Raw genomic sequence first — 25519 nt, forward strand, 5'->3', positions numbered from 1 at the left:
AAGGAGCCCGGGGAGGGGCAATGGGGATGGCAGAGGCGTCACAGAACACAGATCTAGCCGCATTCGTGAGGCTACGGCGAGAGATGGACGAGCTCGCCGAGCGGATGCTGGAACGGGCCCAGGCAGCCGAAGCGAAGGACGGCAAGGCCGCAGAACAGATGCTGGCCGAGACCGCCGAGATCGGCCGGACAAGCCAGGCGTATCAGGGCCGGATGCTCACGATGCTCGCCCAGATCCAGCGCGTCGGCGCGGTCCCCGGCGGCCTCGACACCTGGATCGCCACCCACCTCGACGTCACCCGCGGCACCGCGATCGGCATCGCCCGCCAAGCCAAAACCCTCGGCACAATGCCGCAACTCGCCGCACCCCTCGCCTCCGGCACACTCGGCCCCGCCACCATCAACGCCCTCACCCGAACCGCCCGCGCAACCCGCCACGAAGACCAACCCACCCGACTCCACGCCATGACCCAAACCCTCACCGTCGCCCGAACCAGCGGCCCAGACGCAGCCAAACGCCACGTCCGCATCCTCGAAGAAACCCTCACCCCCGGCCGCGCTGAGCAGGACCTCGCCATGGCACGCGCACGCAGCTACCTCCGCCTGACCCCCACCGACTCCGGCATGTGCCGCATCGAAGGCCTCCTCGACCCCGAACGCGCCACCATCCTGCGAGCCACCATCGACCAGACCGTCTCCGCATTCCTCCGCGCCCGCCAATACGACCACACCGCCCTCGCCCCCGACGACATCGTCACCACCGAACAACTCCAAGCCGAAGCCCTCACCCGCCTCGCCCAGACCTACACCACCACCAGCCCCGCCACCCGCGACCACATCCCCTTCACCTCACAAACCCTCTACTACACCCCCCTCAACCCCACCACCGACGCCGGCCTCACTGAAACCGTCTACGGCGACCTCCTACCCCGCACGATCCTGCCCCCGCCGGGAACGCCCGGCACCCACCTCATCGAATACGACGAAGACGGCCAACCCGTCCGCCTCGACGGACAACCACTCGACCACAACCCCGAAGCCCGCCTCGCCGACCCCGCCCAACGCACCGCACTCGCCTGGCGCGACCGCACCTGCACCCACCCCGGCTGCCACCGACCCCCCACCTACGCCCTCCACGCCCACCACCGCACCCCCCACAGCCTCCGAGGACCCACCACCCTCCGCAACCTCACCCTCCTGTGCGCCGCCCACCACACCCTCACCCACCTCAACCAGAAAACAACACCCCAGCCACCCAACACAACACCATGACAAGCCACACGCCAGAACTCCGCCCCCAACTCCACCGCCCAACCCACCGAATACCAACCACCCCCAACACCGCACCGACGCGCAGCCGCGCACCGCTCCCCCGAGGTGGGACTCTCTCGTCGTCGGGCATGCGCAGCACGATCAGTGTTCCGGCGGGGGCGCAACCGGCGAAAACCCAAACCACGCGCCAGCCGGCGAAAACCACCACCGGTTGAGCTTCCCTAGAGTTTTCCGTGTGATCTAGCCCGTTGATCTGGTGTTTTCTTGTTGTGGCCGGGTTCGCCCGGATGGGGGTACCCGTTTGGCGGTGGGTGTGGGTCGCTGTCCGGGCAGTTGCCGGGCCTGCGGGCCGGCCGGTAGTGCCGGGCTTTTCGCGCGCTCGGTGCGGCGGTGGCGGCGACGGGTCGCATCGCGCGCCAGTCGCTCGAGGTCGGCCGCGGTCAACTCGCCAGCGTCGTGGGCGGCTTCGTACTCGTCCGGGGATCGGTAGCCGAGATTGCGCTGGATCCTTCGCGGGTTGTAGAACCCGTCGAGGTATTCGAACAGGGCCTGGTTCGCCTCGGCCCGGGTGGCGAACTCCCGGCGGCGCACGCACTCGGTCTTGAGCGTGGACCACATGTTCTCGGCCAGGGCGTTGTCGTAGGAGTCCCCGACCGTGCCCATGGACGCGGTGATCCCGGCCCGCACCAGCCGCGTGCTCAGCTTGATCGAGGTGTACTGCGACCCGTGGTCCGCGTGGTGCACGAGGCTGCCGTCGGCAGGCGGGCGCCTGGAGCGCAGCGCGTACTCGAGGACCGCGCACACCAGGTCCGCGTCCGCGACATCGCTGCTCTCCCACGCGATGACCTTGCGGGAGAACGCGTCGCGGATCGAGGCGAGCCACAACGGCCCCTCACCGGTGGCGATCACGGTCAGGTCGGTGACCCACAAACGGTTCGGTCCCACCGCGGTGAAGCGCCGGTTGACCGCGTCCGCGGGCCGGGGATCATCCGGGTCCGGGATCGTGGTGCGCACCTTGCGCGCCGGGCTCACCCCGACGATGCCGTTCTCGCGCATCAGCCGCTCGACCCGCTTGCGCGAGACCGCCTCGCCCTCGCGCCGCAGCACCGCGTGCACCCGCGGGGAGCCGTACACCCCGCCCGAGTCGGCGTGGACCTCGCGGATGCGCGCGAGCAACTCGGCATCACGCACCTGCCGCGCGCACGGCGCCACAGCCCGCCGGCGCCAGTCGCCGAAGGTGGACGGGGCTATCGCCAACTCCCGGAGCACGGGCTCGACCCCGAACGCCGCCTGGTTCTCCTCGAGGAACCTCAGCAGCGCCGGCCGGTCTGGTCGAGCTGGACCGCGAAATACGCGCTCGCCGCCCGCAGGATCTCATTCGCCCGCCGCAGCTCCATCACCTCCTTGCGCAGCCCCGCCAGCTCCGCCTCCACCTGCGCCGGAAGCTCCGGCACATCCACGAGCGCGCCGCGGCGAGCACCACCCCGGCCCGGACCCGAGCACCGGGCCTCCTCGTCCTTACGGATCCACTCACGCAGCGCCTCCGGATGCACACCGAGCTGACGGGCCATCGCCCGCACCACCGGCTTCTCCTCCGCCGCCCGATACATCGCCACCGCCCGCTCCCGCAACTCCGGCGGATACTTCCTCTGACCAGCCATCAGACCGACTCCCTTCACCTCATCCATCACGCCACGGGTCCGATCAACCGGCAACCCGGGGGACGCTCAGGTTGCGCCCCCGCCGGAACACTGATAGCCCCCAGGTGACCGACGACGAGAGAGATCCACCGAACCCCACCACCACCCAACCCCCAGCAAACCCCAGCCCAACCGGAACCCTCTCAGAGGAGGGCCTGCCGGAGGCGCCTTTGATCTCCCACCTCCACCCCCGGCCCGTCTCGCCGCCGAACACCCTCCAGCCCGCTGCAAGCCAACCGCGCAATACCCCAGCCCCGAAGGGACCGCTTCCGATAACGACAAGCCACCCCTGACACCCAGCACCAAAAGTCGCCGTACCGGCAGCAGCATCCACCGGACCTTCGACAGCGCCACGTCCACCGACACCGACACCGACACCTGAGCCCGAGCCCGAGCTACAGCGCGGAGAGAAGTACAAGGATCCTCAGCCCCAGACGCGGCCGAGCCATCGGGGCCTATTGCCACTACCTACCTGTCTGCTGTCGACCGACTCCTATGCCAGGCACTGACCTGGACCTCACCGCGAGCAGCCGATTGGCGGATCGGCGTCAAACCGAGAACCCGCAGCAGTCCAGCGCGAGCTCGCAGAACATTGCTTCGGCCCATGAGAACCATTGCCGGGTCCAAGTCTGCGGTCGATCCATGTGGAAGGACTCGTGGATACGATCGGTGCCGCCGCGGGTGTCCAGCAGAGTCGCAATTGCCTCGTGCTTCACAGCCTCGTTGGGATCCGTCAACGCGGCGACGGCTAGCGCAATCGGCCACACGTGGTGCTTCGGCGTGTGTGGGCTGCCGACCCCTGCGGCGGCGGTGCCGCTGTAGTACGTGGGGTTGCGCGGGCTGAGGACGAAGGCGCGCGTCGCCTGGTAGAGCGGGTCGTCAATGCCGCAGTACCCGAGACGCGGCAATGAGAGCAGGCTCGGGACGTTGGCATCGTCCATCTCGAGCACTCCACCGAGACCGTCTACTTCGTACGCCCACCGCGAGCCGGTGGTCACGTCGGAGACGATGGCGTGTTCGCGCAGTCCCTTCTCGATCCCATCGCGCAAGCGTCCGGCCCGCTCGATCAGTGTGGAGTCGACGGAAGGGGGCGGCGGTGCGGCTTTGGCGATCTCCGGTAGGCACCCGAGCACCGCGGACGCGAACATGTTGCCGGCCACGTTGTAGCCGTAAACGCAGGCGTCGTCGCTCGGGCGGAAGCCGCTCCACGTCAGGCCGGTGACGGCGACAGGCGCGCCGAGGCCGGCATGAGCCAAGGTGCCGGAGGCTCGGGCGAAGCGGCGCTGGAACCGATATGGCGAGCGGTGCTGATGGTCCTGCTCGGTCTCCCAGACCTCGATGACGCGGCCGACCGCGTACCAGTACAGGTGGTCGAAGACGTCAGTACGGCCGGTGTGTCGCCAGAAGCGCTCGGCTAGGTGGAGCGGATAGCAGAGCGAGTCGACTTCGTATTTACGCTCCCAGATATACGGACTCATCACTGTGCGGTCGTGCTGATGACCGCCGCCATCCGCACCGGCGTTGAACGCGTTGGCGTACGGGTCGAGCGTGATGCACGTCAGCTGGCGGCGCAGCACTCCGGCGGCGAAGTCACCCGCGCCCGGGCAGTACTCGCCGAGTCGCAGTAGCGGCAGCACCTGGGCCGATGAGTCGCGCAGCCACATCGCCGGGATGTCGCCGGTGACGAGGAAGACCGTGCCGTCGCGCAGCCGCCGAGCCGCACGGTTCATCGTCTCGGTGACGAACCGGGTGACCAGATCAGCGGCCGGAACGCCGAGGACCGCCGCCACCAGTTCGTGCAACGGAGCGAGGTCGGCGGACATAAGCGGCAATATAGTGCCGATCCTCTCCGCATGCACCGTGACACACGACCGGTCAGAGGAACGGCGTCGTGCGCTCCAGCACGCACCAGAACGTGCGGGCCGGGCTCGGGTTCCAGGGAAGCGAGGAGCAGCCAGCATTGGGCCGGTAAGCCGGAACCGGCCCTGACCGATCGAGAGGAGCAGCCAGGGCCGGCCGAGAACATAGGGCGGAACGGACGCGGCGCGGCGCGGCGCGGCGCGGCGGGGCGCGGCGGGGGCGAGCGCGACGCAGCCGCAACCGCAACCGCAACGGCAGCCGCAGCCGCAGCCGCAGCCGCAGCGCGGAACGGTGCAGAACGGTGCGAGGGCAGCGCAGCACGGAAACTGCGAGCGCAGCGCGGCCCGGAACCGTGCGAGCGCGACGCGGCCCGCCCGCGGAGCGGTGCGAGCGCGACGCCAGCGCGGCCCGGAACCGTGCGAGCGCGACGCCAGCGCGCGGCCTAACTGGTCAGGTTCAGCAGCCAGCAGCGGGCGGTGTGGTCGGGGTTGCCGTCGACGGGGAGGTCTGGGGGGCGTTGGGCGCAGACGTCCATGGCGTGGGGGCAGCGGGCGCGGAATTTGCAGCCTTCGTCGAGCTTCGCTTCGCGGGACTCGGCGGGGCGGGCGAGCGCGCGCGGGCGGGTTGGGTCGGCTGGGTCGCGGACGGCGTGGGGGTCGGGGGCGGCTGCGGCGAGGGCTTGGGTGTAGGGGTGGGCGGGCTTGAGTATCACCTCGTCGCTGGGGCCGCGCTCGACCACTTCGCCGCGGTACAGGACCATTATGTCCTTGGCGAAGTAGCGGGCGGTGGCCAGGTCGTGGGTGACGTAGAGCAGCGCTAGGTCGCGCTCCTGCTTGAGCCGATCCAGCAGGTTGAGGATTTCGAGGCGGATCGAGACGTCGAGCATGGAGACCGGCTCGTCCGCTAGGAGCACGCTCGGGTTCGTGGCCAGGGAACGGGCGATGGCTACGCGCTGGCGCTGGCCGCCGGAGAGTTCGTGCGGGTGCTTGCGGGCTACCTCTTCGGCCGGCGTCAGGTTCACCGAGCGCAGCAGCTCCAGCACTGCCGCGTCGACTTGGGCTCGGCCTTTGGCTCTGCGGTGCCGCTTGATCGGGCGGGCTAGGTGGTGCTGAACCGTGTGCATCGGGTTGAGGGAGGCGAACGGGTCTTGGAAGACCAGCTGCAGCTTCCTGCGATACTCGTGCACTTCCGGTCTGCCGCGGCGGGTCGGGACGCCGGCTACGGTGATGCGGCCGCGGGTGGGCTTGATGAAGCGGGCGAGGGTGCGTACGACGGTGGATTTGCCGCTGCCGCTCTCCCCCACCAGTGCGAGCGTCTGGCCGGGCTCGAGGTGGAAGCTCAGCTCCTCCACCGCGCGCAGCTTGCCGCCGCCGCGCTGGCGGTATTCGACGGTCAGCCCCTCGACCTCAAGCGCGCTCATCGACCTCGACCTTCCTCGGCGCGGAGCCGTTCGGGACATCTCGCAGGTGGCAGGAGAACGGCCAGCCGTCCGGGGTCGCCAGGAGCTGCGGCGTCTCGGTCCGGCAGCGGTCGAAGACGTGCTCGCAGCGGGGTGCGAACGGGCAGCCGACCAGGTCCAGCCGGAGGTCCGGCGGGTTGCCCGGGATGCCACGCAGGTCTCGTCGGTCTCCGCGGAGGCTGGGGAAGGAGCGGAGCAGACCTTGGGTGTACGGATGCTGCGCTTCTTCGGCGATCCGGCTCGCCGGGGCGTACTCGACGAACTCGCCTGCGTACATCACCGCGAGGGTGTCGCTGATTTCCAGCAGCAGCCCGAGATCGTGAGTGATGAAGATGACTGCGAAGCCGAGTTCGGCGCGCAGGCGGGCTATCTCGTCGAGGATCTCCCGCTGCACCAGCACATCCAGCGCCGTGGTCGGCTCGTCCATCACCACCAGCCGCGGCTCGAGCGCGAGGGCTAGTGCGATGACCACGCGCTGGCGCATTCCGCCGGACAGTTCGTGCGGGAACGAGCGCACCCGCTTCGGGTCGATGCCGACCATCTCCAGCAGGCGCTTCGCGCGTTCGCGCCGGGCGGCGCGGTCCATGTCGGGCCGGTGCGTGCGGAAGATGTCGTCGAACTGGGAGCCGATGGAGGTCACCGGGTTCAGCGCGTTCATCGCGCTCTGGAACACCATGGAGAACTCGGCCCAGCGCAGTTTGCGCAGTTCGACGGCGTCGAGCGCGGTCAGGTCCCACTCGCGGCCGTCGCGGTCCACGTACTCGATCGTGCCGCCGGTCTGCGTGGCCGGCGGCCGCAGCATCCGGGTCAGCGCGTAGGCGAGGGTGGACTTGCCGCAGCCGCTCTCCCCGGCGATGCCGAGCACCTCGCCCGCACGCAGCTCCAGCGAGACTCCGCGCACGGCCTTGGTCGGCCGGCGCCCTTCGTAGGCGACCGACACGTCCGTCGCCCGCAGCACCATGGAGGCGTCGTTCATGCCGACGGTCACCGCTGCGCCTTCCTTTCTCCACGGTCCTTCGGCGCGCGGTAGACGCGCAGCCGGGGGTTGAGCAGCTCGTCCAGGCCGAAATTGACCAGGGCGAGCCCGGCGCCGAACAGCGCGATGCACAGGCCGGAGGGGGCGAACCACCACCACTGGCCGGAGTCGAGGGCCTGCGCGTTCTGGGCGAAGAAGAGGATGTTGCCCCAGGTGAGCATGTCAGCGCTCTGCAGGCCGAGGAAGGCCAGGCCGGCCTGCGCCAGGATCGCGAAGATCATGGCGAAGGTGAACTGCGAGATGATGATCGGCATCTCGTTCGGCAGCAGCTCCACCAGGACGATCCGCCAGCGCGGCTCGTCCAGGGCCCGGGCCGCGAGGACGTAGTCCCGGCTGCGCAGCGAGAGCGTCTGGCCGCGCAGCACCCGGGCCGAGGCGGCCCAGCTGGTGAACGCGATCACGAAGATGGTCGGGGTCAGGCCGTTGTCCCCCATGAACTTGGAGGCCACGATCACCAGCGGCAGGGTCGGGATCACCAGCGCCACGTTGGTCAGCAGCGCCAGCAGCTCGTCCGCGAGCCCGCCGAGGAACCCGCCGCCGATGCCGATGATCACCGACACGGCCGTGGCGATCAGGCCGGCCGCCGCGCCGATCAGCAGGGTCGGGCGGGAGGCGACGACGGTCTGGGTGAAGATGTCCTGGCCGATGTTGGTGGTGCCGAACCAGTGCGCGGCCGAGGGCGCCTGGTTGAGCGCGGTCTTGTCCTGGATCGCGGGATCGCCCACGAACAGCGGCCCGAGGGCCGCGAGCAGGATGAAGAACCCGACCACGACCAGGCCGAGCAGCAGCCTGCGGTTGCGCAGGGCGTCGCGCAGGGCGGATCGGGCCCCCTGCTGCGCGCCCGCGCCGGGATCGGCGGCGACGACGACGGATGCCATGGCTACGCCTCCCTCGTGCGCGGGTCGATCAGGCCGTAGAGCAGGTCGACCAGCAGGTTGGAGCCGAGCACGGCGAAGCTGATGGTCAGGAAGATCGCCTGCATCAAGGGGTAGTCCTCGTTGTTCACGGCCAGGAACAGCAGATTGCCCAGGCCCGGATAGTTGAACACCTGCTCCATCACGATCTGGCCGGAGATCACGAACCCGATCGAGACGGCGAAGCCGGAGATGCTGGGGAGCACCGCGTTGCGGGCGGCGTAGCGGGTCATCACCCTGACCGGGCTCAGCCCGCGGGCCTCGGCCGCGACCACGAAGTCCTCGGAGAGCGTCGCCACGGTCATGTTGCGCATGCCCAGCAACCAGCCGCCGATCGAGGCGATGACGAGGGTGAGCGCCGGCAGGATCGAGTGCTGCAGGGCGGATCCGAGGAACTGGGAGTTCCAGCCGATGTCCAGGGCGGGATCGTAGCCCTGCTGCGCCGGCAGCACGTTCCACTTCTCGCTGAACAGGTAGACCAGCAGCAGCGCCAGCCAGAAGTACGGCATGGCCGTGAACAGCGTGGTCGAGGGCACCAGCGCGTCGACCCGGGTGCCGCGCTTCCAGCCCGCGAGCGCGCCCAGGCCGATGCCGAGGCAGAAACTGATGATCGTGGCCAGGCCGACCAGGACCAGGGTCCAGGCGATGGCCGGGCGCACCACGTCGGCGACCGGCGTGGGGAACTCGGTGATGGACAGGCCGAAGTTGAAGTGCACGAGTTGGTCGAGATACTGCCCGTACTGGCTCAGCAGGCTGCCGGTGCCGAGGCCGAGCAGCTTGCGCAGCGCGTCGGCCTCGCCCGGCGGCACGGTGCCGGACTGGGTCTGCCGGCTGATGATGACCGCGACCGGGTCGCCGGGGATGAGCCGGGGCAGGAAGAAGTTCACGGTGACCGCCACCCAGGCGGCCACCAGGTAGAAGCCGAGCTTCCGGCCGACGTAGCGCGCGCGCACGCGGATACCTCCCGTCTTCGTCGATGTCCGGCGCGAGCCGCCGGCCGGCCTGCGGGGCCGGGCCGGCGGCTCACACCGGAGCGCTGGTACTCAGTCGGCTCAGGCCGGGGACAGGTGCATGGCCACCCAGCCCTCGTCCGGCTGCAGCCAGATCGGCGGGGCGGCGTACGCGTTGTCGGTGGTCGGGTAGCCGGAGACGTGGTGGCCGTTGAACTCGATCTCGTCCTGCGCGTCGAAGAGCGGGATGGTCGGGACGTCGTTCAGGATCAGCTGCTCGATCTTGTAGAACGCCTGCTTCTGCGCGTCCGCGTCGGCGGTCTGCGAGATCTGGTTGAGCAGCGAGTCGATCTGCGGGTCGTCGAAGCGCCCGTAGTCGCCGAACTGGTCGGTCTTGCCGATCGGGCCGGCCTTCGCTCCGTCCAGCAGCGTGTCGTAGTAGGCGTACGGGTCGGGGGTGTAGCCGAAGTTGTCCACCAGCACCTGGAAGTTGCCGGAGTTCTGGTCGTTGATCCAGGCCTGGTACGCCTCGGTGGTGATGTCGACCTTGATGCCTACGGCCTTGAGCTCCTGCTGCACGATCTGCTGGATGCTGATGTAGTCGCTCCAGCCGGTGGGCACCTTGACGGTGATCTCCAAGGTCTTACCCGAGCTGTCGTGCATGTAGCCGTCGGAGCCGGCGGTGTAGCCGGCCGAGTTCAGCAGCTGCTTGGCTTCGGTGGTGTTCGGGCTGCCGAAGGACTGCGAGGCGAGCGAGGGGTCGAGCACCGAGTTGAAGTTGGGCGTGAGCAGCGACATCGGGTTGACCTTCGGCGCGTACCCGTTGTAGACCGAGGTGCTGATGAAGTCGCGGTCGACGGTGTCGCTGATCGCCTGGCGCACGGCCTTGTTCGCGGTCGGCCCGGTCTTGTCGTTGGTCAGCAGGTAGGTGACTGACAGCGGGATGTCCTCGACCTGGTACTTCGAGTCCTTCTTCAGGTAGTTGGTCTGGATGTTCGGGATGAACCCGCCGCCCCAGTCGATCTCGCCGGACTCGATCGCCTGGTCCGCCGTGGTGTTGCCGGTGAAGGTCAGGAACCTGATGGTCTTCACCTTGGGCAGGCCGGGCTGGTAGTAGTTCGGGTTCGCGGTGAGGTCCAGCACCTGCGAGCTGACCTTGCCGACCATGTACGCGCCGGTGCCGACGGGCTTGGAGTCGGCGAAGGTCTTGGGGTTCGAGACCGTCTTCCAGATGTGCTGCGGCAGGATCATCGTCTTGCCGGCCAGGTAGTACAGGTCGGTGTAGGCGGGTTTGCTGAAGTCGAGGGTGACGCTGGTCGGGCTGTTGGCCACGGCCTTGGTCAGCGGGAGGCCGTAGGTGTTCAGGGCGGTGTTGCTCACGTCGAGGTTGAAGGTGAACGCGACGTCGTCGGCGGTGAAGGGCTGGCCGTCGTTCCACTTCACGCCGGAGCGCAGGGTGAAGGTGATCGAGGTGCCGCCGGCGCCCCAGGCGTAGGACTTGGCCAGCCAGGACTCGATGTCGCCGGATTTGGCCGTGTTGAAGAACATCAGCGGCTCGTAGATCATCCCGATCGCGCCGACCTGGACGTTGGGCGAGAACGGGTTGAAGTCCGAGGTGAACGGGGAGGCCGATCCGGTTGTGGCCACGATCGTGCCGCTTGGACCGGAGGCCGATCCGCCGCTGGACTTGGAGCCGGAACTGCCGCACGCGGCAGTGGTGCCGGCGAGCAGTGCGGCCGTACTGAGGGCGAGCAGCGCTCGCCGGGCGTGGAGCATCGTCGTTTCCGCCTCACTTCGTCGAGAGGTAGTGCCGGACGGAGCATCAGGGTGCGGATCACCCGCCGGCCCGCGACGGCTTCGGCGCGCACGGGTCGGTGGTGACGAATGCTGGCAATGAACCGGTTTAGCGTCAAGCCCTTCGCGCATCCGAACACGAAATCGAGACCGGGGAAAGGGATCGGGCGCGGCGCCGGCGGGCGCCCGGAAGATGTCAATTGTTTGGCACAAGCGCGTCGATTCCGCGTCGATGCGGAGTCGAAGCCGCGTCGACACGGCTGGTCGCGCACGGCGGCCCGGATCAGGGCGCGGGGCAATGGAAACGCGGCGACGACGGAGTGTCAGAGGCCGTAGCCGTACGTATCCGGGGTCGGAGATCGGCGAGAGTCGCGTCGCACCGGGCACCCGTCGCGGAGGCCGGAGACGGCGCCCCCGCGACCCGAAACTTTCGCGTCCAGGACCCGACGGCGACGGGGGCCGGCCGGCGGGTCAGCTCCGCGCCGGCCCGGTGGAGGCCCGGGGGGTGAGCACCGGGGCGGGCTCGCCCTCGGATTCGCCCTGGTCGCCGCCGTCGAGCAGGCCGAGCAGCACGTGCGCGGCGTGGGCGCCGTAGCCGAGCACGTCGTGGGTGAGCGCCGTCAGCGCGGGATGCACGAGCGAGCACAGCACGCTGTCGTCCCAGGCCACGATCGACAGGTCGCCCGGCACGTCCACGCCGAGGCGCTGCGCCGCGCCGAGGCCGGAGACCGCCATCAGGTCGTTGTCGTAGATGATCGCAGTGGGCGGATTCTCGCCGGTCAGCAGCCGGTGGGTGGCCTCGGCGCCGCCGGCGGCGGTGTAGTCGGCCACCTCGCAGCTCGTCTCGATCCCGAAGCCGGCGGCCACTTCCAGGAACTCCCGGGTGCGCGCCCGGGTGTGCCAGAGGTCTTCCATACCGGTGACCCGGGCGATCCGCCGGTGGCCGAATTCGGCCAGGTGGCGCACGGCCAGCCGGGCGCCGGCGGCGTCGTCGGTCCACACCGCGGCCAGCTGGTCGGCGCCGGCCGGGTCGCCCACCACGACGGCCGGCAGGCCGAGCTCGCGCAGGGCGCCGGGGCGCGGGTCCTCGACCCGCAGGTCCACCAGGAACACCCCGTCCACCCGGCGCCGGGCCCACCAGCTGCGGTAGAGCTCGAGTTCGGCGTCGCGGTGCTCGGCCACGGTGAACAGCAGCGGCGTCTGGCGTTCGGCCAGCACGCCCTGGATCCCGGCGATCAGCTGCATGAACCAGGGCTCGACGCCGAGGAATCCGGCCGGCCGGTCCACCACCAGGCCGAGCGCGCCGGCCCGGCCGTCGGACAGCGCGCGGGCGGCCGAGTTCGGCTGCCAGCCGAGCTCCCGCGCGATGCGCATGATCCGCTCGCGGGTGACGGTGGAGACCCCCGGCTGGTCGTTGAGCGCGAAGGAGACCGCCGCCTTGGTGACCCCCGCCCGCCGGGCGATGTCGGCGATCGTCGGTCTTTTCACTCGCTCCCGCCCCTGCGCTTCCACTGGCCGCTGCCGCCTTTCCCGCCGCTGTTCGACGTCTTCGTCGGCAGTGTACGGCCCGTCCGGCCCTCCTCGGCCAGAGCCGGCGCGCACCGGTCGCGGGGAATCCGCGGCAGCCGGGGCGTTGACGAGATCGGATTCGTCCTCTAAACCGGTATAGTACTTCTTCCGCTGGAGCACGCCGGGGGCGCACCGCGCGCCGGCACCCCGCGCCCCCGCCACCACCCGACCGTGGGAGGTCGTTGCCCGTATGCACCGTCCCCTGTCCCAGCTTCCCGGGCTCCGGACGCCCGGCGCCTCGGCCCCCGGGCCGTGGCTCGGCGCCAACTTCTGGTCCCGGGCCGGCGGTCCGCGGATGTGGCGGGAGTTCGACCCCGGACTCGTCCGCCGGGAGCTGGCCGTGCTCGCCGAGCACGGCCTGCGCTACACCCGGTCCTTCTTCACCTGGCCCGAGTTCATGCCCGCCCCGGACCGGGTGGACGAGCAGCTGTGCGGACGCTTCGCCGCGTTCCTCGACCTGCACACCGAAACCGGCCTGACCACCACTCCGACCCTCATCGTCGGTCACATGTCCGGGGAGAACACCGATCCGGACTGGCGCGACGGCCGCGACCTGTACCAGGACGTGTGGCTGGTGGCCCGGCAGGCCTACTTCGCCGGGGAGATGGCCCGCCGCTTCGCCGGGCACCCGGCGGTGGCCGGCTGGGTGCTGAGCAACGAGATGCCGCTCTACGGCGGAGACGGCGAGCGCGAGCACGTCGCGTCCTGGGCGCAGCTGCTCATCGACGCGCTGCGGGCCGGCGGCGCCACCCAGCCGGTGACCATCGGCGACGGCGCCTGGGGCCTGGAGGTGTCAGGGCACGACAACGGCTTCCGGCTGGCCGACGCGGCCCGGCTGTGCGACTTCCTCGGCCCGCACTGCTACCCGATGGGCGACGACCAGGTGCGCCAGCACTACACCGCCGCCTGGGTGTGCGAGCTGTCCGGCTCCTTCGGCCGGCCGGTGCTGCTCGAGGAGTTCGGCGTCACCAGCGACTTCGTCTCCGAGGAGAACGCCGCGCACTTCCACCGGCAGGTGCTGCACAACTCGCTGCTGGCGGGCGCCAGCGGCTGGGGCATCTGGAACAACACCGACTTCGACGGGCTCGAACATCAGGACCCGTATCGGCATCACGCGTTCGAGCTGCACTTCGGCCTGACCGACGCGCAGGGCGAGCCGAAGCCGCGGCTGCTCGAGGTGGCGCGGTTCGCCGAGGTGCTCGAGCGGGTGAACTTCGCCGGGCTGCGCCGCACCCCGGCCGAGACGGCGCTGGTGGTCTCCTCCTACCTCGACACGAAGTACCCGTTCACCGACAAGCTGGACGGCCCGTTCATCTTCGACACGCTGCGCCAGGCCTATATCAGTACTCGACTGGCGGACCTGCCGGTCGCGATCGCCAGGGAGAGCAACGGAATCGAGGCCGGGGCGAAGCTCTACCTGGTCCCGTCCACGAAGCAGCTGCTGACTCCCACCTGGCACCAGCTGGCCGATCTGGCCGAGGGCGGCGCGACGGTGTACGTGTCCTACACCGGCGGCACGCACATGAACCAGCGCGGCCCTTGGTACGCGAACATCAACCGGCTCTTCGGCGTGCGCCATCAGCTGCGCTACGGCCTGCTCGAGCCGGTGGCCGAGGACGGCCCGGTCTTCACCTTCACCAAGGCGTTCGGGCAGTTCGCGGCGGGCGAGCAGGTGCGCTTCCCGGCCGGGTCCGGCGGCGGCCGGGGCATGCTGCCGGTCGAGCCGGTCGAGGCCGAGGTGGTCGCCGTGGACGCCGAGGGCCGCCCGGCCCTGCTCGTACGGCGGCTGGGCGCGGGCACGGTCGTGCTGTGCACGTACCCGATCGAGCAGCTGGCCGCGGCCACGCCGGCAGTGAACCCGGAGCCGACCCGGGAGATCTACGAGGCACTGGCCCGGATCGCCGGGGTCGAACGTCCGGTCGTGGTCGAGGACCCGCGGGTGGCCGCGGACGTGCTCACGCACGCGGACGGCGCCAACTGGGCCTGGCTGGTGAGCCAGGCGGATCACGAGCTGACGGTCAAGCCTGTGCTGGGCAAGGGATGGCGCCTCGGCGAGGCGGTCGGCTCCGACGACGCGGTGGACGATCAGGGCGCTGTGACGCTCGGCCCCTTCGGCGTCGCCGTGGTGAAGCTGGAGCGGGAAGGCGCCTGATCGGCCGAGATACGGCCGGGCGGCCGCCTGCGACCGCCCGGCCTTCGCGCCACCGCCACGGCACCCACAACACCCACAACACCCGTCGCGCCACCGTCGCGAGCACTACCATCAGTGCATGGATCTCGAGACCGCACAGCGCATCGAAAGGCTCGAATACGTCGTCGGCGTGCTCTGCCGGCACCTCGAACTGGACCCGGATCTGCTGCTCGGTGCCCCGCCCGCGGCGGCGGTCACGGACGCGGTGCCGTCCGGCTACCCCGCCGCGACGCGGCCGGGCGCGCCGGCGTTGCCCGAGGAGTTCTACGCCCTGATCCGGAAAGGGAAGAAAATCCAGGCGATCAAGCTCTACCGCGACCTGACCGGCGTCGGACTCAAAGAGGCCAAGAACTTCGTGGACAGCTGCGGCTGACGGCCGGCGTCGGAGAACGACCCCGCCGCGAAAACCGCGGCGGGTGCCCGGAGTGTCGCCGGGGTCGGCCCGCCGGACTTTATATCCTGGCGGCATGGCGAAGTTGATCTACACCGCGATCGCCTCGCTGGACGGCTACGTCGAGGACGAGGAGGGCGGCTTCGTCTGGGCCGCGCCGGACGACGAGGTGCACGAATACGTCAACGAGCTCGAACGCTCCGTCGGCACCTACCTCTACGGCCGGCGGATGTACGAGACCATGATGGTGTGGGACGCCGTGTCCGGCGAGGACGAGCAGTCCCCGACCACCGGCGAGTACGCCCGGATCTGGCGGGCTGCCGAGAAGATCGTCTTCTCTCGCACGCTCGCCGCGCCCGCCAGCGGGAACACCCGGATCGCCGGCGAGTTCGATCCCCTCGACGTGCGCCGGCTCAAGGAGTCGGCGGCGACGGATCTGAGTATCGGCGGCGCCCAGCTCGCCGGCCAGGCCATGGCCGCGGGCCTGGTGGACGAGCTGCGGCTGTTCCTCGGGCCGATCGTGGTCGGCGGTGGGAAGCCCGCGCTGCCCGGCGGCGTCCACACGCAGTTGGAGCTGCTCGACGAGCGCCGGTTCAGCGGGGGCGTGGTGTATCTGCGCTACCGGGTGGGCGGCCGCCGCACCTGACGCGGCGAACTCCCGCCGCGCTTCCGCGGCGGGAGCCCTTGCCTTTCACCTCGTCCGATACACCGCCCGATCAGCGGTTCGACTGCTGCAGGGCCATCGGCGCCTCGCTCACGTCGTCACCGTTCGGGCTGTACCCGCCGACCGCCAGGAGGCCCGCGCGCGTCGTCGTCACGGCGTTCAGACTCATCACGCCGTCGCCGACTTCGGGCAGGTTCAGCGGCTGCCAGGCGCCGTCGTGCAGGACCTCGCCGTAGGCGTCGATTCCGTCTCCCGGGATGTAGCCGACGACGGCGAGGCCCTGCGCGGTCACGGCGGCGCCGAGCAGGGAGCCGCTTCCCGGCGGGACGGGCGTCGACTCCCAGGTGCCCGCGTTCCAGTGCTCGACCAGCGGGTGGCCCCAGTCGGACCCGGTCAGGCTAGCCGTGCCGACCATCCACATGCCGCCGCTGCCGTCCGCGCTCAGGGCATTGATACCTGCGTAGAGCGCGCCTTCGGTCGGCACGTCGATCTGCTGCCAGAACTCGCCGTCGCCGTGCAGCAGGACCGGCCGGCCGGTCGCGTTGCTCTGGCCGGCCGCCCACAGGTCGTGCGGGCCGGTGGCCGTGACGGTATTGAAGACGACGTCGTCGGCGACGCCCGCAGGCAGGGCCGACGGCTGCCAGCTCTTGCCGTCCCAGTGGTCGATCACGCCGATGAGCGTCGCGCCGTACTGGCCGTTGCCCACCGCCCATGCATTGTTCTCGCCGAGAGCGACGACGCCGAGCAGCTCGCCGTAGCCGTTGACAGCGGCGGGAAGCGGCGCGGAGACGACGGTCCAGGCCTTGCCGTCCCAGTGCTCGGTCAGCGGGCCGTGGCCGTCCCCGTTGCTGTCGCCGGTGACCCACACGTCGTTCGGGCCGTCCGCCGAGATCGCGTCGGCGCGAATGTCGCCGGTCGCCGGGGTCTGAACGACCTGCCACTTGCCGGACCCGTTGCGGCAGAGCACGAGCGGGCTGAAGCTCTCGCCCTCGCCCTCGATGGTCAGGGTGAATCCAGCCGCCCAGACGGTGTGCGCGTCCACGTTCGTCACAGCCAGGATGTTCCCGCTGCTGAACGGAAGGGGCTGATCGTTCCAGCCGGCCGCGGCCGCTCGGGCGGGGGCGGCGAGTGCGAGGGCGAGGCCCGCCGCCGTGGAGGCGGCGATCAGCTTACGGGCCACTGAGAGCTCCTTGTCATGTCAGCCAGCTGCGTCGTGGAGAAGGCCTGGGCGAACCGCGACGGCCCCTGCGGGCGCGCGGCGTCCAGGCTGTCGACCTCGCTGACGGTGATGCGCACCCCGTCGGCCCGGCCGTAGTCGGCGAGCCAGTAGTCGACCTCGCCTTGCGGCGCCGCGTAGCTCTTGGTGACGGCGATCAGGTGCGCGCCGGCCGGAGCCGAGAGGTTGTCGCAGTGCGTCGACGGGTCGGCGGATGCGGTCGCCGGCGCCGATCCCGAGTCCGCGGCTCCGGTGGCGGCGCGGCCGGAGCACGGGTACAGGCCGGGGTTGCGGGCGGTGCCGGGCTGGATGATGACCTCCAGCAGCACCGAGCCCTTCGCGTCCGCCGCCCTCGCCTCGACCTGCCCGGGCTCGCTCTGGATGAGCGAGAGCGAGTATGTGGAGGGCACGATTTCCCGCAGGGCACTGAAGATGCGCGCCCCGTCCGGCTTCGGCTCCTTCGTGCTCTTCGGCTTGTCCGCGCCGGACGCGCTCGCAGCCGGGCCGGCGCCGGAAAGCGTCGATCCGGCGAGGACGGGTATCCGCTGCGGTCCGGTGCCCCCGGCCGCGCCGTTGGCGGCGAGCGCGAACCCCGCGATCGCGACAGCGGCCATGCTCACCCCGCCGACGGCCCGGGCCCTGCGCCGTCGCCGGAACGCGCGGCCGCGAACCGCGCCGCCGGCCACCAGATCGACGGTCCCCGCGTCGAAGCCGGCCACCGCGGCGTGCATCGCCTCGCTCACCCGGTCTTCTCCGGGCAGCTGTTCGTCCATGGTTGCTTTACTCCCCTCTGTGATCTTCTACGTTCTTCCGCAAGGGTGGAATCGGGCGCCGGAAGAGATCGGGCGCCTCCCGGATCGGGCACTTCAGCCGATCAGCGCGTGCAATTCGTCGCCGAGCAGGGCGCGCAGCCGCTGTAGCGCGCGCATGGCTCTGTTGCGCACCGCGCCGGCCGATATCCCCAGCTCGCGGGCGACCTGCTCCACCGTCAGGTCGTCCCAGTACCGCAGCACCAGCACGGCCCGCTCCTTCGGCTCGAGCCGCGCGAGGGACTCGAGCAGGGTGAGGCGCAGCGGAATGTCCGGCCCAGCGGCACCCCGCTCCGGCACGAACTCGGTCGCGTACTCGGAACTGCCGCGCCAGCGCCGGTGTGAGATGTACGTGTGCACGAGCGTGGCGCGGGCGTAGGCGGCCGGGTTGTCCGCCTTGGCGACCCGCCGCCAGGAGGCGTAGAGCTTCCCGAGGGTCTCCTGCACCAGGTCCTCGGCGAGGTGCCGGTCCGTGGTAAGCAGCATCGCCGTGTTCAGCAGCCGCCCGCTCACCGCTGTCGCGAACTCGACGTAGTCGTTCTCGTCGGCGGAATTCGTCTTCATCCCCCTGCGCTCCCAGCGAGTCGAGGCTGATTACGCCATCAAGACGCGGGCCGGGGAGCTTTTGTCACAGGGGCTAGTCAGACGGGGACGATGAGGGTGGGGCTCACGCTCGGGGCGAGCCGGCCGCCGCGCGCTGGGCGGCGTTCCCGAAGCGGCTCATCGCGTGCGTGACGATGGCGTCGAGGCGCTCGGCGTGGGCACCGCGCCAGTAGGCCTGCCCGCAGTCGGCGCACTGGGCGAACGTGTCGTAGGTGCGCTCGGTTCCGTCCGGCAGGATGCCGTGCATCGCTTCCTTCGAGGTCTGACGCAGCACGCCGTTGCAGGCGGTGCAGCGGGTCCACGGCGCCAGCGGCGGGGCGAAGCGGGCGAGCACGTCTTCGAGCTGCTCCTCCGGCCGGTGGCTGTAGACGAAGGCGCCGGCGAACAGTTCGCGGCGGCGCAGCAGGCCCCGGTCCCGCGAGAGCATGATCCGGTGCTCGGCCGCCGAGCGGGCGGCCAACGCGGCGTCGCCGATGTCCGGGTTCTCATACGCCGCGTCCACGCCGAGCAGGCGCAGCCGGCGCACGAGGGTGCCGAGGTGGATGTCGAGCAGGAACTTCAGCGGCCCGTCCACGTGCTGCGGCTTGGCCACCGCCGCCACCTCGACCAGCTCGCCGCCCGTCGGCACGTACGCGGTCTCGGCCGGGGCGCCGTCCACCCGCAGCGCGCCCACCTCGGTCAGCGGCACGCCGAGTGCCTCGACCGCGTGCCCGAGGCTCGAGACGCCGTCGATCCGGGCCGCGGCCGGGCGGTCGGCGCGCCGGTACTGCGGCCCGACGAAGAGGTGCAGGGACGGGTCGAACCCGATCCGGATCTCGGCGTGCTCCACCCGGCCAGCATGCCAGGGGTCGATCAACCGCGCCACGCTATTCGGGTGCCACACCGCGGCGGGCCGGGACACGACACCTCCGGGGCGCGACCTCGGTCCGCGCCCCGGAGGGGGTCTTCGGTGTCAGCTCGACGAGCAGGTGGCGCTCGTCGGCGGTGGCCCGTTGCCGTTGACGGTCATCCCCCAGCTGGTGGAGGAACCCGCCGAGAGCGAGCCGTTATAGGACTGGTTGACTCCGGTGACGGTCCGGCCGGAGATCGACGTCACCGCGTTCCAGGAGTTGGCGACGGCGTCCGTGCCGGGCAGCGTGAGCGCGGTGTGCCAGGAGGTGGTGGCGACCGTGCCGCTGTTGGTCACGTTGACGGTGATCTGGTAGCCGCCGGTCCAGGTGGAGACGGTGGTGATGGACGCGGTGCACTTCGCGCCGGACGAGCCGGTGGACGACGAGCTCGGGCTCGCGCTCGGGCTGGCGCTCTTGCTCGGGCTGGCGCTGGCGCTCGCCGACGCGCTGGCACTCGCCGAGGCGCTGGCCGACGCGCTCGGGCCGCCGGTCGAGCCGGTGGAGGTGGTGTAGGTGGCGGCCGTGTACGCGGCGGAGCACTGGGTGCCGCAGGAGGAGGGCATGGAGAAGTTGTAGATCCGCGAGTTGTTGATCCAGTTGCCGCTGGCGTCCTGGACCTGGATCTCGTACTGGCTGCCGCCGGCCGTGGTCGGGGCGATCAGGTAGTCGTCGCCCATGTCGCTGTCCATGGTGCCGGCCTGCCAGGTGCCGTTCGAGTAGTACTCGATGCCGTGGATGCCGTTGGCCAGGTGGGAGACCGCGATGGCCGACCAGTACGCCTGGGCGCCCTGGATGAAGCCGATGTTGATGTCGCCGGTGTAGCTCGGCGCCGCGACGAACTGCCAGCTCACCTGCCGGTTGTTCCACTTGCTCGACAGGTTCCCGACGGCGGCGCCGTTCAGCACGAAGTTGTTGAGCGAGTTCTGGGCCAGGTCGATGTGGTACGGGTCGTCCCGGCACCAGGCGTTGGAGTCGGCGCAGCTGTCGGCCACCTCGAAGGTGAGCGTGGCGCCGTTGTACTGGTCGGCGACCCAGGAGCCGTTGCGGCAGAACGCCTGGTTCTGTGCGCCGTCGTTGGTGCCGGTGCAGTAGTCGCCGATGGTGACCTGGATGAATCGGCCGCAGTTGAGACCGTTGTCGAACATGCCCATGATCGAGGCGTCGGCGGCCGGGATCGGACGCGGCTCGGTGCCGTAGTACCCGGGCGTGTTGTAGACGTTCAGGGCCACGAAGTTCTGGGTGTCCAGGTTCGCCTGCGGCAGCCCGCAGCCGCCGTAGGGCGCGCCGAGGCCGGAGAAGTAGGTGGCGTTGCCGGTGACCGCGGCCGGCGTGCCGGTCACGTCGAGGGCGCTGGCCGGCCCCGAGGCCACGAACAGAGCCAAGCCGGTGAGCGCGCTCACGCAGAACAGGGCGAGCAGGGAGCGGACGCTCCGCCTGCGGCCGGGCAGCGGCGCAGGAGAGGTCGTGGGGGAAGACCGTTTGCGCATCATAAGCGGGGATCGCATTCCTCGGGCCGGTAGGTCGGGGGCATGGTCCCGCGGTGGCAGTTCTATGTCAAAGGTCTGTGAAACTTACATGTCCACGCCTGCCGTGACCTGCGCCGCTCGCGTGAGCGCGGCTCTTCGAAAGCTGCGAACGTCTGCGATCCGGACGCCCTCGGCGCGGGCTGCCGCCTCGATCGGTCCGCTGCCGAACACGTCAGGAGGCTGACGCGGTCAGGCCCGCCCGCCCGCTTCCTTCGCCGCCTGCTCCACCCGGCTCCGGTAATCGGCCCACCAGGCCTCGTCGTGCCCCGGCATGTTCGTGGTACGCGCATTGAGCCCCGCCGTGCCGTCGATCAGCTCGCGCAGGATGTCGGCGTGCCCGGTGTGGCGGTTGATCTCCGCGACGAGGTGCACCATGACCTGGTGCAGCGTGACAGCGTCCTCACTCCACCAGGGCACCCGGCCGGGAGAGTCGAGCTCGAGCGCCTCGATCGTCGCGTCGGCGTGCACCCAGACACGTTCGTAGAACCCGACGATGTCCTCGCGGGTCTCCTCCGCCGTCGCCCACAGGTCCGCGTTGTCCTCCGCGTCGTCGTCGAACCAGGGCATCGGCTCGGGGAACGGACGGTCGAACACGCTGCCGAAGTACTCCGCGCTCACCCCGCCGACGTGCTTGACCAGCCCGAGCAGGTTGGTCCCGGTCGGCGTGAGCGGGCGGCGGACGTCGTACTCGTCGAGTCCGTCGAGCTTCCACAGCAACGCCTCGCGCGCCGCTCTGAGGTAGCGGTGCATCCGCTCTTTCGGGCCGATCGTCTGCGCTTCAGTCATGAAGACAGTCTGCCAGGGGGCACCGACATCTCGTATCCGCTACCACTGCACCGCGATGTACTTCGACTCCAGGTACTCGAGCATGCCCTCGTGCCCGCCCTCCCGGCCGATGCCGCTCTGCTTGACCCCGCCGAAGGGCGCGGCCGGATCGCTGACCATGCCGCGGTTGAGACCGACCATGCCGGCTTCGAGCGCCTCGGCCACGCGCAGACCGGTCGCCAGGTCGCCGGTGTAGAGGTAGGAGACCAGGCCGAACTCGGTGTCGTTGGCCATCGCGACCGCTTCGTCGACGTCGTCGAACACGACGATCGGGGCGACCGGGCCGAACACCTCCTCGCCGAGGATCGGGTTGCCCGGGGCGACATCGCCGAGCACGGTCGGCGCGTAGTACCAGCCCTTCCGGTCCGGGCGGTCCGCGCCGAGCAGCACCCGCGCGCCGTCGTCGAGGGCGCCCGACACCAGCTCCTGCACCTTCTCCACCGCCGCCGGGTTCACCAGCGGGCCGAGGTCGGTGGCCGGGTCCGTGCCCGGGCCCATGACCAGCTTGCCCATCGCCTCCGCCAGGCCGCGGGAGAACTCCTCGGCCACCCGCCGGTGCACGTAGAAGCGGTTCGCGGCGGTGCACGCCTCGCCGCCGTTGCGCATCTTGGCGATCATCGCGCCCTCGACCGCCGCGGCCACGTCGGCGTCCTCGAGCACCAGGAACGGCGCGTTGCCGCCGAGCTCCATCGACGTGTTCACGACCTGGTCGGCGGCTTCGCGCAGGAGCGAGCGGCCGACCTGCGTGCTACCGGTGAAGGAGAGCTTGCGCACCCGCGGGTCGTGCAGCATGGCCGAGACGACGGGCCCTGACTTGCGCGAGGGCACGACGTTGACGACGCCCGGCGGCAGCCCGGCCTCCTCCAGCAGCGCGCCCACCGCGAGCGCGGTCAGCGGCGTGTCGCTGGCCGGCTTGAGCACCACCGTGCAGCCGGCCGCGAGCGCGGGTCCGATCTTGCGGGTGGCCATGGCGGCCGGGAAGTTCCACGGCGTGACCAGCACGCAGACGCCGACCGGCTGACGCAGCACCAGGATCCGGTTGGCGCCGCCCGGGGCCGTGCCCACGGAGCCTTCGCCGCGCACCGCCTCCTCGGCGTACCAGCGGAAGAACTCGGCGGCGTAGGCGATCTCGCCGCGCGCGTCGCGCAGCGCCTTGCCGTTCTCCAGCACCATGAGGTAGGCGAGGTCCTCGGCGCGTTCGGTCATCAGCTCGAACGCGCGCCGCAGTACCTCGGCCCGCTTCCGCGGCGGTGTGGCGGCCCAGCCGGGCCCCGCCGCGGCGGCCGCCGCCACCGCGCTCAGCCCGTCCTGCACCGAGCCGTCGGCTACCCGGGTGAGGACCTCCGCCGTCGCCGGATCGTAGACGTCCATCAGCGAGCCGTCCGCCGCGTCCCGCCGCTCACCGCCGATCAGCAGCCGCGTCGGGGCCAGATCGAGTGCCGCCGCCTGCTGGGTCATGCCGCTCGTCCCTGAGCTCATGCTTCCACCGCCTTCGTCACCACGGTCACTTACCCACCATACGCGCGGCGCAGGCGGCGGGCCGGTCCGTGGAACGCGTCCGCCGCCCGCGAGACGGCGCGGGCGGCGGAGAGCGGCGGAAAGTCGGCCGACGGCCAGTCAGGCAGCCGGCGCGGCAGCTCAGTAGTGCTGCAGCACGTAGTTGACTTCCGGTCCGGCCGTGGAAGCGCCGAAGTTGGAGTCGACCACGACGCCGGCGATCGCGATGTCCTTGCTCGGATCGAACACGATCATCCAGCCGTTGGGCATGTTGTCCTTGTTCGCGTCCGCCTCGGCGGTGCCGGTCTTGCCGTAGACGCCCGAGCCGAACCCGACGCCCGCCGCGGTACCGCTGGTGATCACTTCCCGCATCACCGAGTACAGCTGCGTCTTCACCGAGGACGGCAGCGGGGTGGCGGTCTTGAGGTCGGTCAGGCCCGCCACCAGGTAGGGCTGGTGGAACGAGCCCATGTCCACGGTGGCCGCGACCGAGGCCATCGAGAGCGGGTTCGCCTGGATCACGCCCTGGCCGTACATCTCCTCCGCGAGCTCCGAGCCGCTCTGGTCGCTGGGCATGTGGAAGTAGCTGCCCGGGGTGCCGAGGCCGATGTCCCAGGGCTGGTTGAGGCCGAAGTAGTTCAGCGCCGTGCCGGCCAGCTTGCCGTCGGCCATCTGCTGCCACCACTGGGTGAAGGCGTTGTTGCAGGACTGCGCGAAGTCGGTGCTGAACGGCGTGGTCGGCGGCTCGAAGTCCTCGTTCTTGCTGTTGTTCTTGCTGCTCGGGTCGTCCGTGCTGTTGTGGATCTTCACGCCCTGCACGGTGACCACCAGCGGGCAGCCGACAGGCGTGTCGACGCCCTGCGGCAGCATGCCGTGCAGCAGCAGCGAGGCGGTGGAGACGACCTTGAAGTCGGAGCCGGGGGCGAGCGTGCCGGTGAGCGCGGTGTCGCCGCTGCCGGGCGTGTTGGCCACGGCCAGGATCGCGCCGGTGGACGGCCGGATCACCACCATCGAGCTGCGCGGCAGCTTGCCGACGGCGGTGGCGGCGAGCGACTCGAGCTCCGGGTCGATCGTGGTCTTGACCACGCCCATCGCCACCGGGGCGGCGAGCTGGGAGGCCGAGCCGGAGACGATCTTGCCCTTGGCGTCCTCGAGCACGATCTCGAGCCCTGCGGTGCCCTTGCCGGTGTCGGTGTTCTTCTTCACCAGCGCGGCGATCGCCTGCAGCGCCGACTGCGAGCTGGCGGACAGGCTGTTGCCCTCGGCATCGGTCACGGACTTCGCGCCGGGCTTGATCGCGAGCGCGACGGGGTGCACCGACGCCGTAGTGTTCGGGGCGACCAGCGACGGGTCCCACTTGATGTACCAGCCGCCGCTCTTCTGGTAGGCGGTCAGGTGCGAGGTGTAGGTCCAGGTGCCGGTGGCGGCGCTGTCCGACCCGGCGGAGCCGGTGGCGGACGGGGACGCGCCGGTGCTCGCCGGGCTCGGCGCGGTGGTGGCTCCGGCGGTCACGACGGCCGTGGAGGCGACGTGCGCGGTGACGGAGAAGGTGACCAGGCCGGCGGCGGTCGAGTCCTGCTCGGTCAGCGTCAGGCCACTGAGGTTGAGGCCGGTGCGGTAGCCGGCCAGCACGCTCTGGGCGTCGGTCGGGTCGTCGGTCAGCGCGGCCGCCTGGGCGTCGTTGCCGCCCTGCCAGGCGGTGAAGAAGGCCGCGGCGGTCTGCTCCGCGTCACCGGCCGGAGAGGTCGCTGTCGGCTGGAACCCGGAGGGCGACGGCTTGGGCGCGGCGCCGTTGTGGGTGGACGCGGCGCCGGGCGTGGCGGCCTGGTCGAACACCAGGACCGCGGCGACACCGATGACGGCCGCCGTGCCGATGCCCGCGAACACCCACCGCTTCGTGTGCCGGCGGCGCGGCGCGGCGCCGGATCCGGCGCCCGGGCGGCGGTCGAACGGGCCGGACGGCGGCTGGTCCGGCACGAAGGCCGGCCGCTGCTCGGGCTCGAACGGCGGCTGCGGCGCCTGGTAGGACTCCTGCTGCCGGGTGCGGCCGTCGAACCCGCCCCACATGTCGGCCGGGGCGGGGATGTGGCCCCGAACCTGCTGCGTCGGGGCGGCCTCGTTCGGATAGCCCTGCGCGGGCACCTTGGGCATCTGCGTGGTCACGTCGTCGGGGGAAGACCCGCGCCACATGTTCGCCTCCGGGGACGGCCCCGGTCCGTCGCCGTTCCCCCGAAACCAGCCGTCCGGCGCGCCGTTGCCGGGATACTCGCCACTCACCGCTTCGCCCCTCCTTCTGACATGCATTCGTCCAACTAGACGCGCGGAACCAACGAAACGTTACGCCAAGAGTCAAG

Annotated in this window: 21 protein-coding genes; 4 read left to right on the plus strand and 17 right to left on the minus strand. The window is 70.6% G+C overall.

All coding sequences use genetic code 11. The features are described from left to right. The first annotated feature begins 83 nt into the window (after positions 1–83). Complete coding sequence (locus ACTRO_RS50375; RefSeq protein WP_034264660.1) at positions 84–1271, plus strand: HNH endonuclease signature motif containing protein; 1188 nt, start codon at positions 84–86, stop codon at positions 1269–1271. A gap of 240 nt (positions 1272–1511) precedes the next feature. Here ACTRO_RS50375 and ACTRO_RS18515 read toward each other — a convergent pair whose 3' ends face one another. The 9 genes from ACTRO_RS18515 to ACTRO_RS18555 all read right to left on the minus strand — a co-directional run bounded on the left by ACTRO_RS18515 (position 1512) and on the right by ACTRO_RS18555 (position 12472). Then, positions 1512–2540 (minus strand): IS3 family transposase, encoded by a 1029-nt coding sequence (locus ACTRO_RS18515; RefSeq protein WP_063627906.1) that lies wholly within the window; start codon positions 2538–2540, stop codon positions 1512–1514. A 41-nt stretch (positions 2541–2581) separates the two neighbouring features. Further along, positions 2582–2932 (minus strand): transposase, encoded by a 351-nt coding sequence (locus ACTRO_RS18520; protein ID WP_034272405.1) that lies wholly within the window; start codon positions 2930–2932, stop codon positions 2582–2584. Between the two features lie 587 nt (positions 2933–3519). Then, entirely contained in the window at positions 3520–4794 is a 1275-nt protein-coding gene (locus ACTRO_RS18525) for a glycoside hydrolase family 125 protein (RefSeq protein WP_051451027.1), read from the minus strand. A gap of 479 nt (positions 4795–5273) precedes the next feature. Then, positions 5274–6251, minus strand: coding sequence for an ABC transporter ATP-binding protein (locus tag ACTRO_RS18530; RefSeq protein WP_034264663.1), 978 nt, complete (start codon positions 6249–6251; stop codon positions 5274–5276). Further along, the gene (locus tag ACTRO_RS18535; protein ID WP_211244323.1) at positions 6238–7278 is read right to left on the minus strand and encodes an ABC transporter ATP-binding protein; all 1041 of its coding nucleotides are present in this window, start codon (positions 7276–7278) and stop codon (positions 6238–6240) included. Before ACTRO_RS18535 ends, ACTRO_RS18530 begins: the two co-directional genes overlap by 14 nt. After that, complete coding sequence (locus ACTRO_RS18540; protein WP_051451028.1) at positions 7275–8204, minus strand: ABC transporter permease; 930 nt, start codon at positions 8202–8204, stop codon at positions 7275–7277. Before ACTRO_RS18540 ends, ACTRO_RS18535 begins: the two co-directional genes overlap by 4 nt. A gap of 2 nt (positions 8205–8206) precedes the next feature. Continuing rightward, a complete protein-coding gene (locus tag ACTRO_RS18545; RefSeq protein ID WP_034264666.1) occupies positions 8207–9193 on the minus strand; it encodes an ABC transporter permease in 987 nt (328 codons plus the stop codon). A 99-nt stretch (positions 9194–9292) separates the two neighbouring features. Continuing rightward, positions 9293–10966, minus strand: coding sequence for an ABC transporter substrate-binding protein (locus tag ACTRO_RS18550; protein WP_034264669.1), 1674 nt, complete (start codon positions 10964–10966; stop codon positions 9293–9295). Positions 10967–11455: 489 nt separating this feature from the next. Continuing rightward, a complete protein-coding gene (locus ACTRO_RS18555; protein WP_034264672.1) occupies positions 11456–12472 on the minus strand; it encodes a LacI family DNA-binding transcriptional regulator in 1017 nt (338 codons plus the stop codon). Between the two features lie 271 nt (positions 12473–12743). Between ACTRO_RS18555 and ACTRO_RS18560 the strand changes: the two genes are divergently transcribed. From ACTRO_RS18560 to ACTRO_RS18570, 3 genes are all read left to right on the plus strand, one after another. After that, entirely contained in the window at positions 12744–14705 is a 1962-nt protein-coding gene (locus ACTRO_RS18560; RefSeq protein ID WP_051451029.1) for a cellulase family glycosylhydrolase, read from the plus strand. A gap of 118 nt (positions 14706–14823) precedes the next feature. Continuing rightward, positions 14824–15117 (plus strand): ribosomal protein bL12, encoded by a 294-nt coding sequence (locus ACTRO_RS18565; protein ID WP_034264676.1) that lies wholly within the window; start codon positions 14824–14826, stop codon positions 15115–15117. Positions 15118–15211: 94 nt separating this feature from the next. Continuing rightward, positions 15212–15781: a dihydrofolate reductase family protein gene (locus ACTRO_RS18570; RefSeq protein ID WP_034264679.1), complete on the plus strand. Its 570-nt coding sequence runs from the start codon at positions 15212–15214 to the stop codon at positions 15779–15781. 70 nt (positions 15782–15851) lie between these two features. On the opposite strand, the gene ACTRO_RS18575 is transcribed toward ACTRO_RS18570, so the two are convergent. From ACTRO_RS18575 to ACTRO_RS18610, 8 genes are all read right to left on the minus strand, one after another. Beyond that, positions 15852–16979: a hypothetical protein gene (locus ACTRO_RS18575; protein WP_034264683.1), complete on the minus strand. Its 1128-nt coding sequence runs from the start codon at positions 16977–16979 to the stop codon at positions 15852–15854. Beyond that, complete coding sequence (locus tag ACTRO_RS18580; RefSeq protein WP_034264686.1) at positions 16964–17788, minus strand: hypothetical protein; 825 nt, start codon at positions 17786–17788, stop codon at positions 16964–16966. The genes ACTRO_RS18575 and ACTRO_RS18580 overlap by 16 nt, the downstream gene beginning before the upstream one ends. 93 nt (positions 17789–17881) lie before the next feature. After that, entirely contained in the window at positions 17882–18388 is a 507-nt protein-coding gene (locus ACTRO_RS18585; protein WP_034264690.1) for a SigE family RNA polymerase sigma factor, read from the minus strand. A gap of 103 nt (positions 18389–18491) precedes the next feature. Further along, the gene (locus tag ACTRO_RS18590; protein WP_211244324.1) at positions 18492–19283 is read right to left on the minus strand and encodes a Mut7-C RNAse domain-containing protein; all 792 of its coding nucleotides are present in this window, start codon (positions 19281–19283) and stop codon (positions 18492–18494) included. A 96-nt stretch (positions 19284–19379) separates the two neighbouring features. Next, the gene (locus ACTRO_RS18595) at positions 19380–20717 is read right to left on the minus strand and encodes a cellulose binding domain-containing protein (protein ID WP_245594418.1); all 1338 of its coding nucleotides are present in this window, start codon (positions 20715–20717) and stop codon (positions 19380–19382) included. Positions 20718–21032: 315 nt separating this feature from the next. Next, positions 21033–21629 carry a DinB family protein gene (locus tag ACTRO_RS18600; protein ID WP_034264697.1) on the minus strand — a complete coding sequence of 199 codons (597 nt, stop codon included), beginning with the start codon at positions 21627–21629 and terminating at the stop codon, positions 21033–21035. A gap of 39 nt (positions 21630–21668) precedes the next feature. Then, a complete protein-coding gene (locus ACTRO_RS18605) occupies positions 21669–23147 on the minus strand; it encodes an NAD-dependent succinate-semialdehyde dehydrogenase (protein WP_034264699.1) in 1479 nt (492 codons plus the stop codon). A 159-nt stretch (positions 23148–23306) separates the two neighbouring features. Further along, on the minus strand, positions 23307–25442 hold the full coding sequence (locus ACTRO_RS18610; protein WP_051451031.1) for a penicillin-binding transpeptidase domain-containing protein: 2136 nt from the start codon (positions 25440–25442) through the stop codon (positions 23307–23309). Positions 25443–25519: the final 77 nt, after the last annotated feature.

The organism is Actinospica robiniae DSM 44927, assembly GCF_000504285.1.
In the GTDB taxonomy this organism is placed as follows: domain Bacteria; phylum Actinomycetota; class Actinomycetes; order Streptomycetales; family Catenulisporaceae; genus Actinospica; species Actinospica robiniae.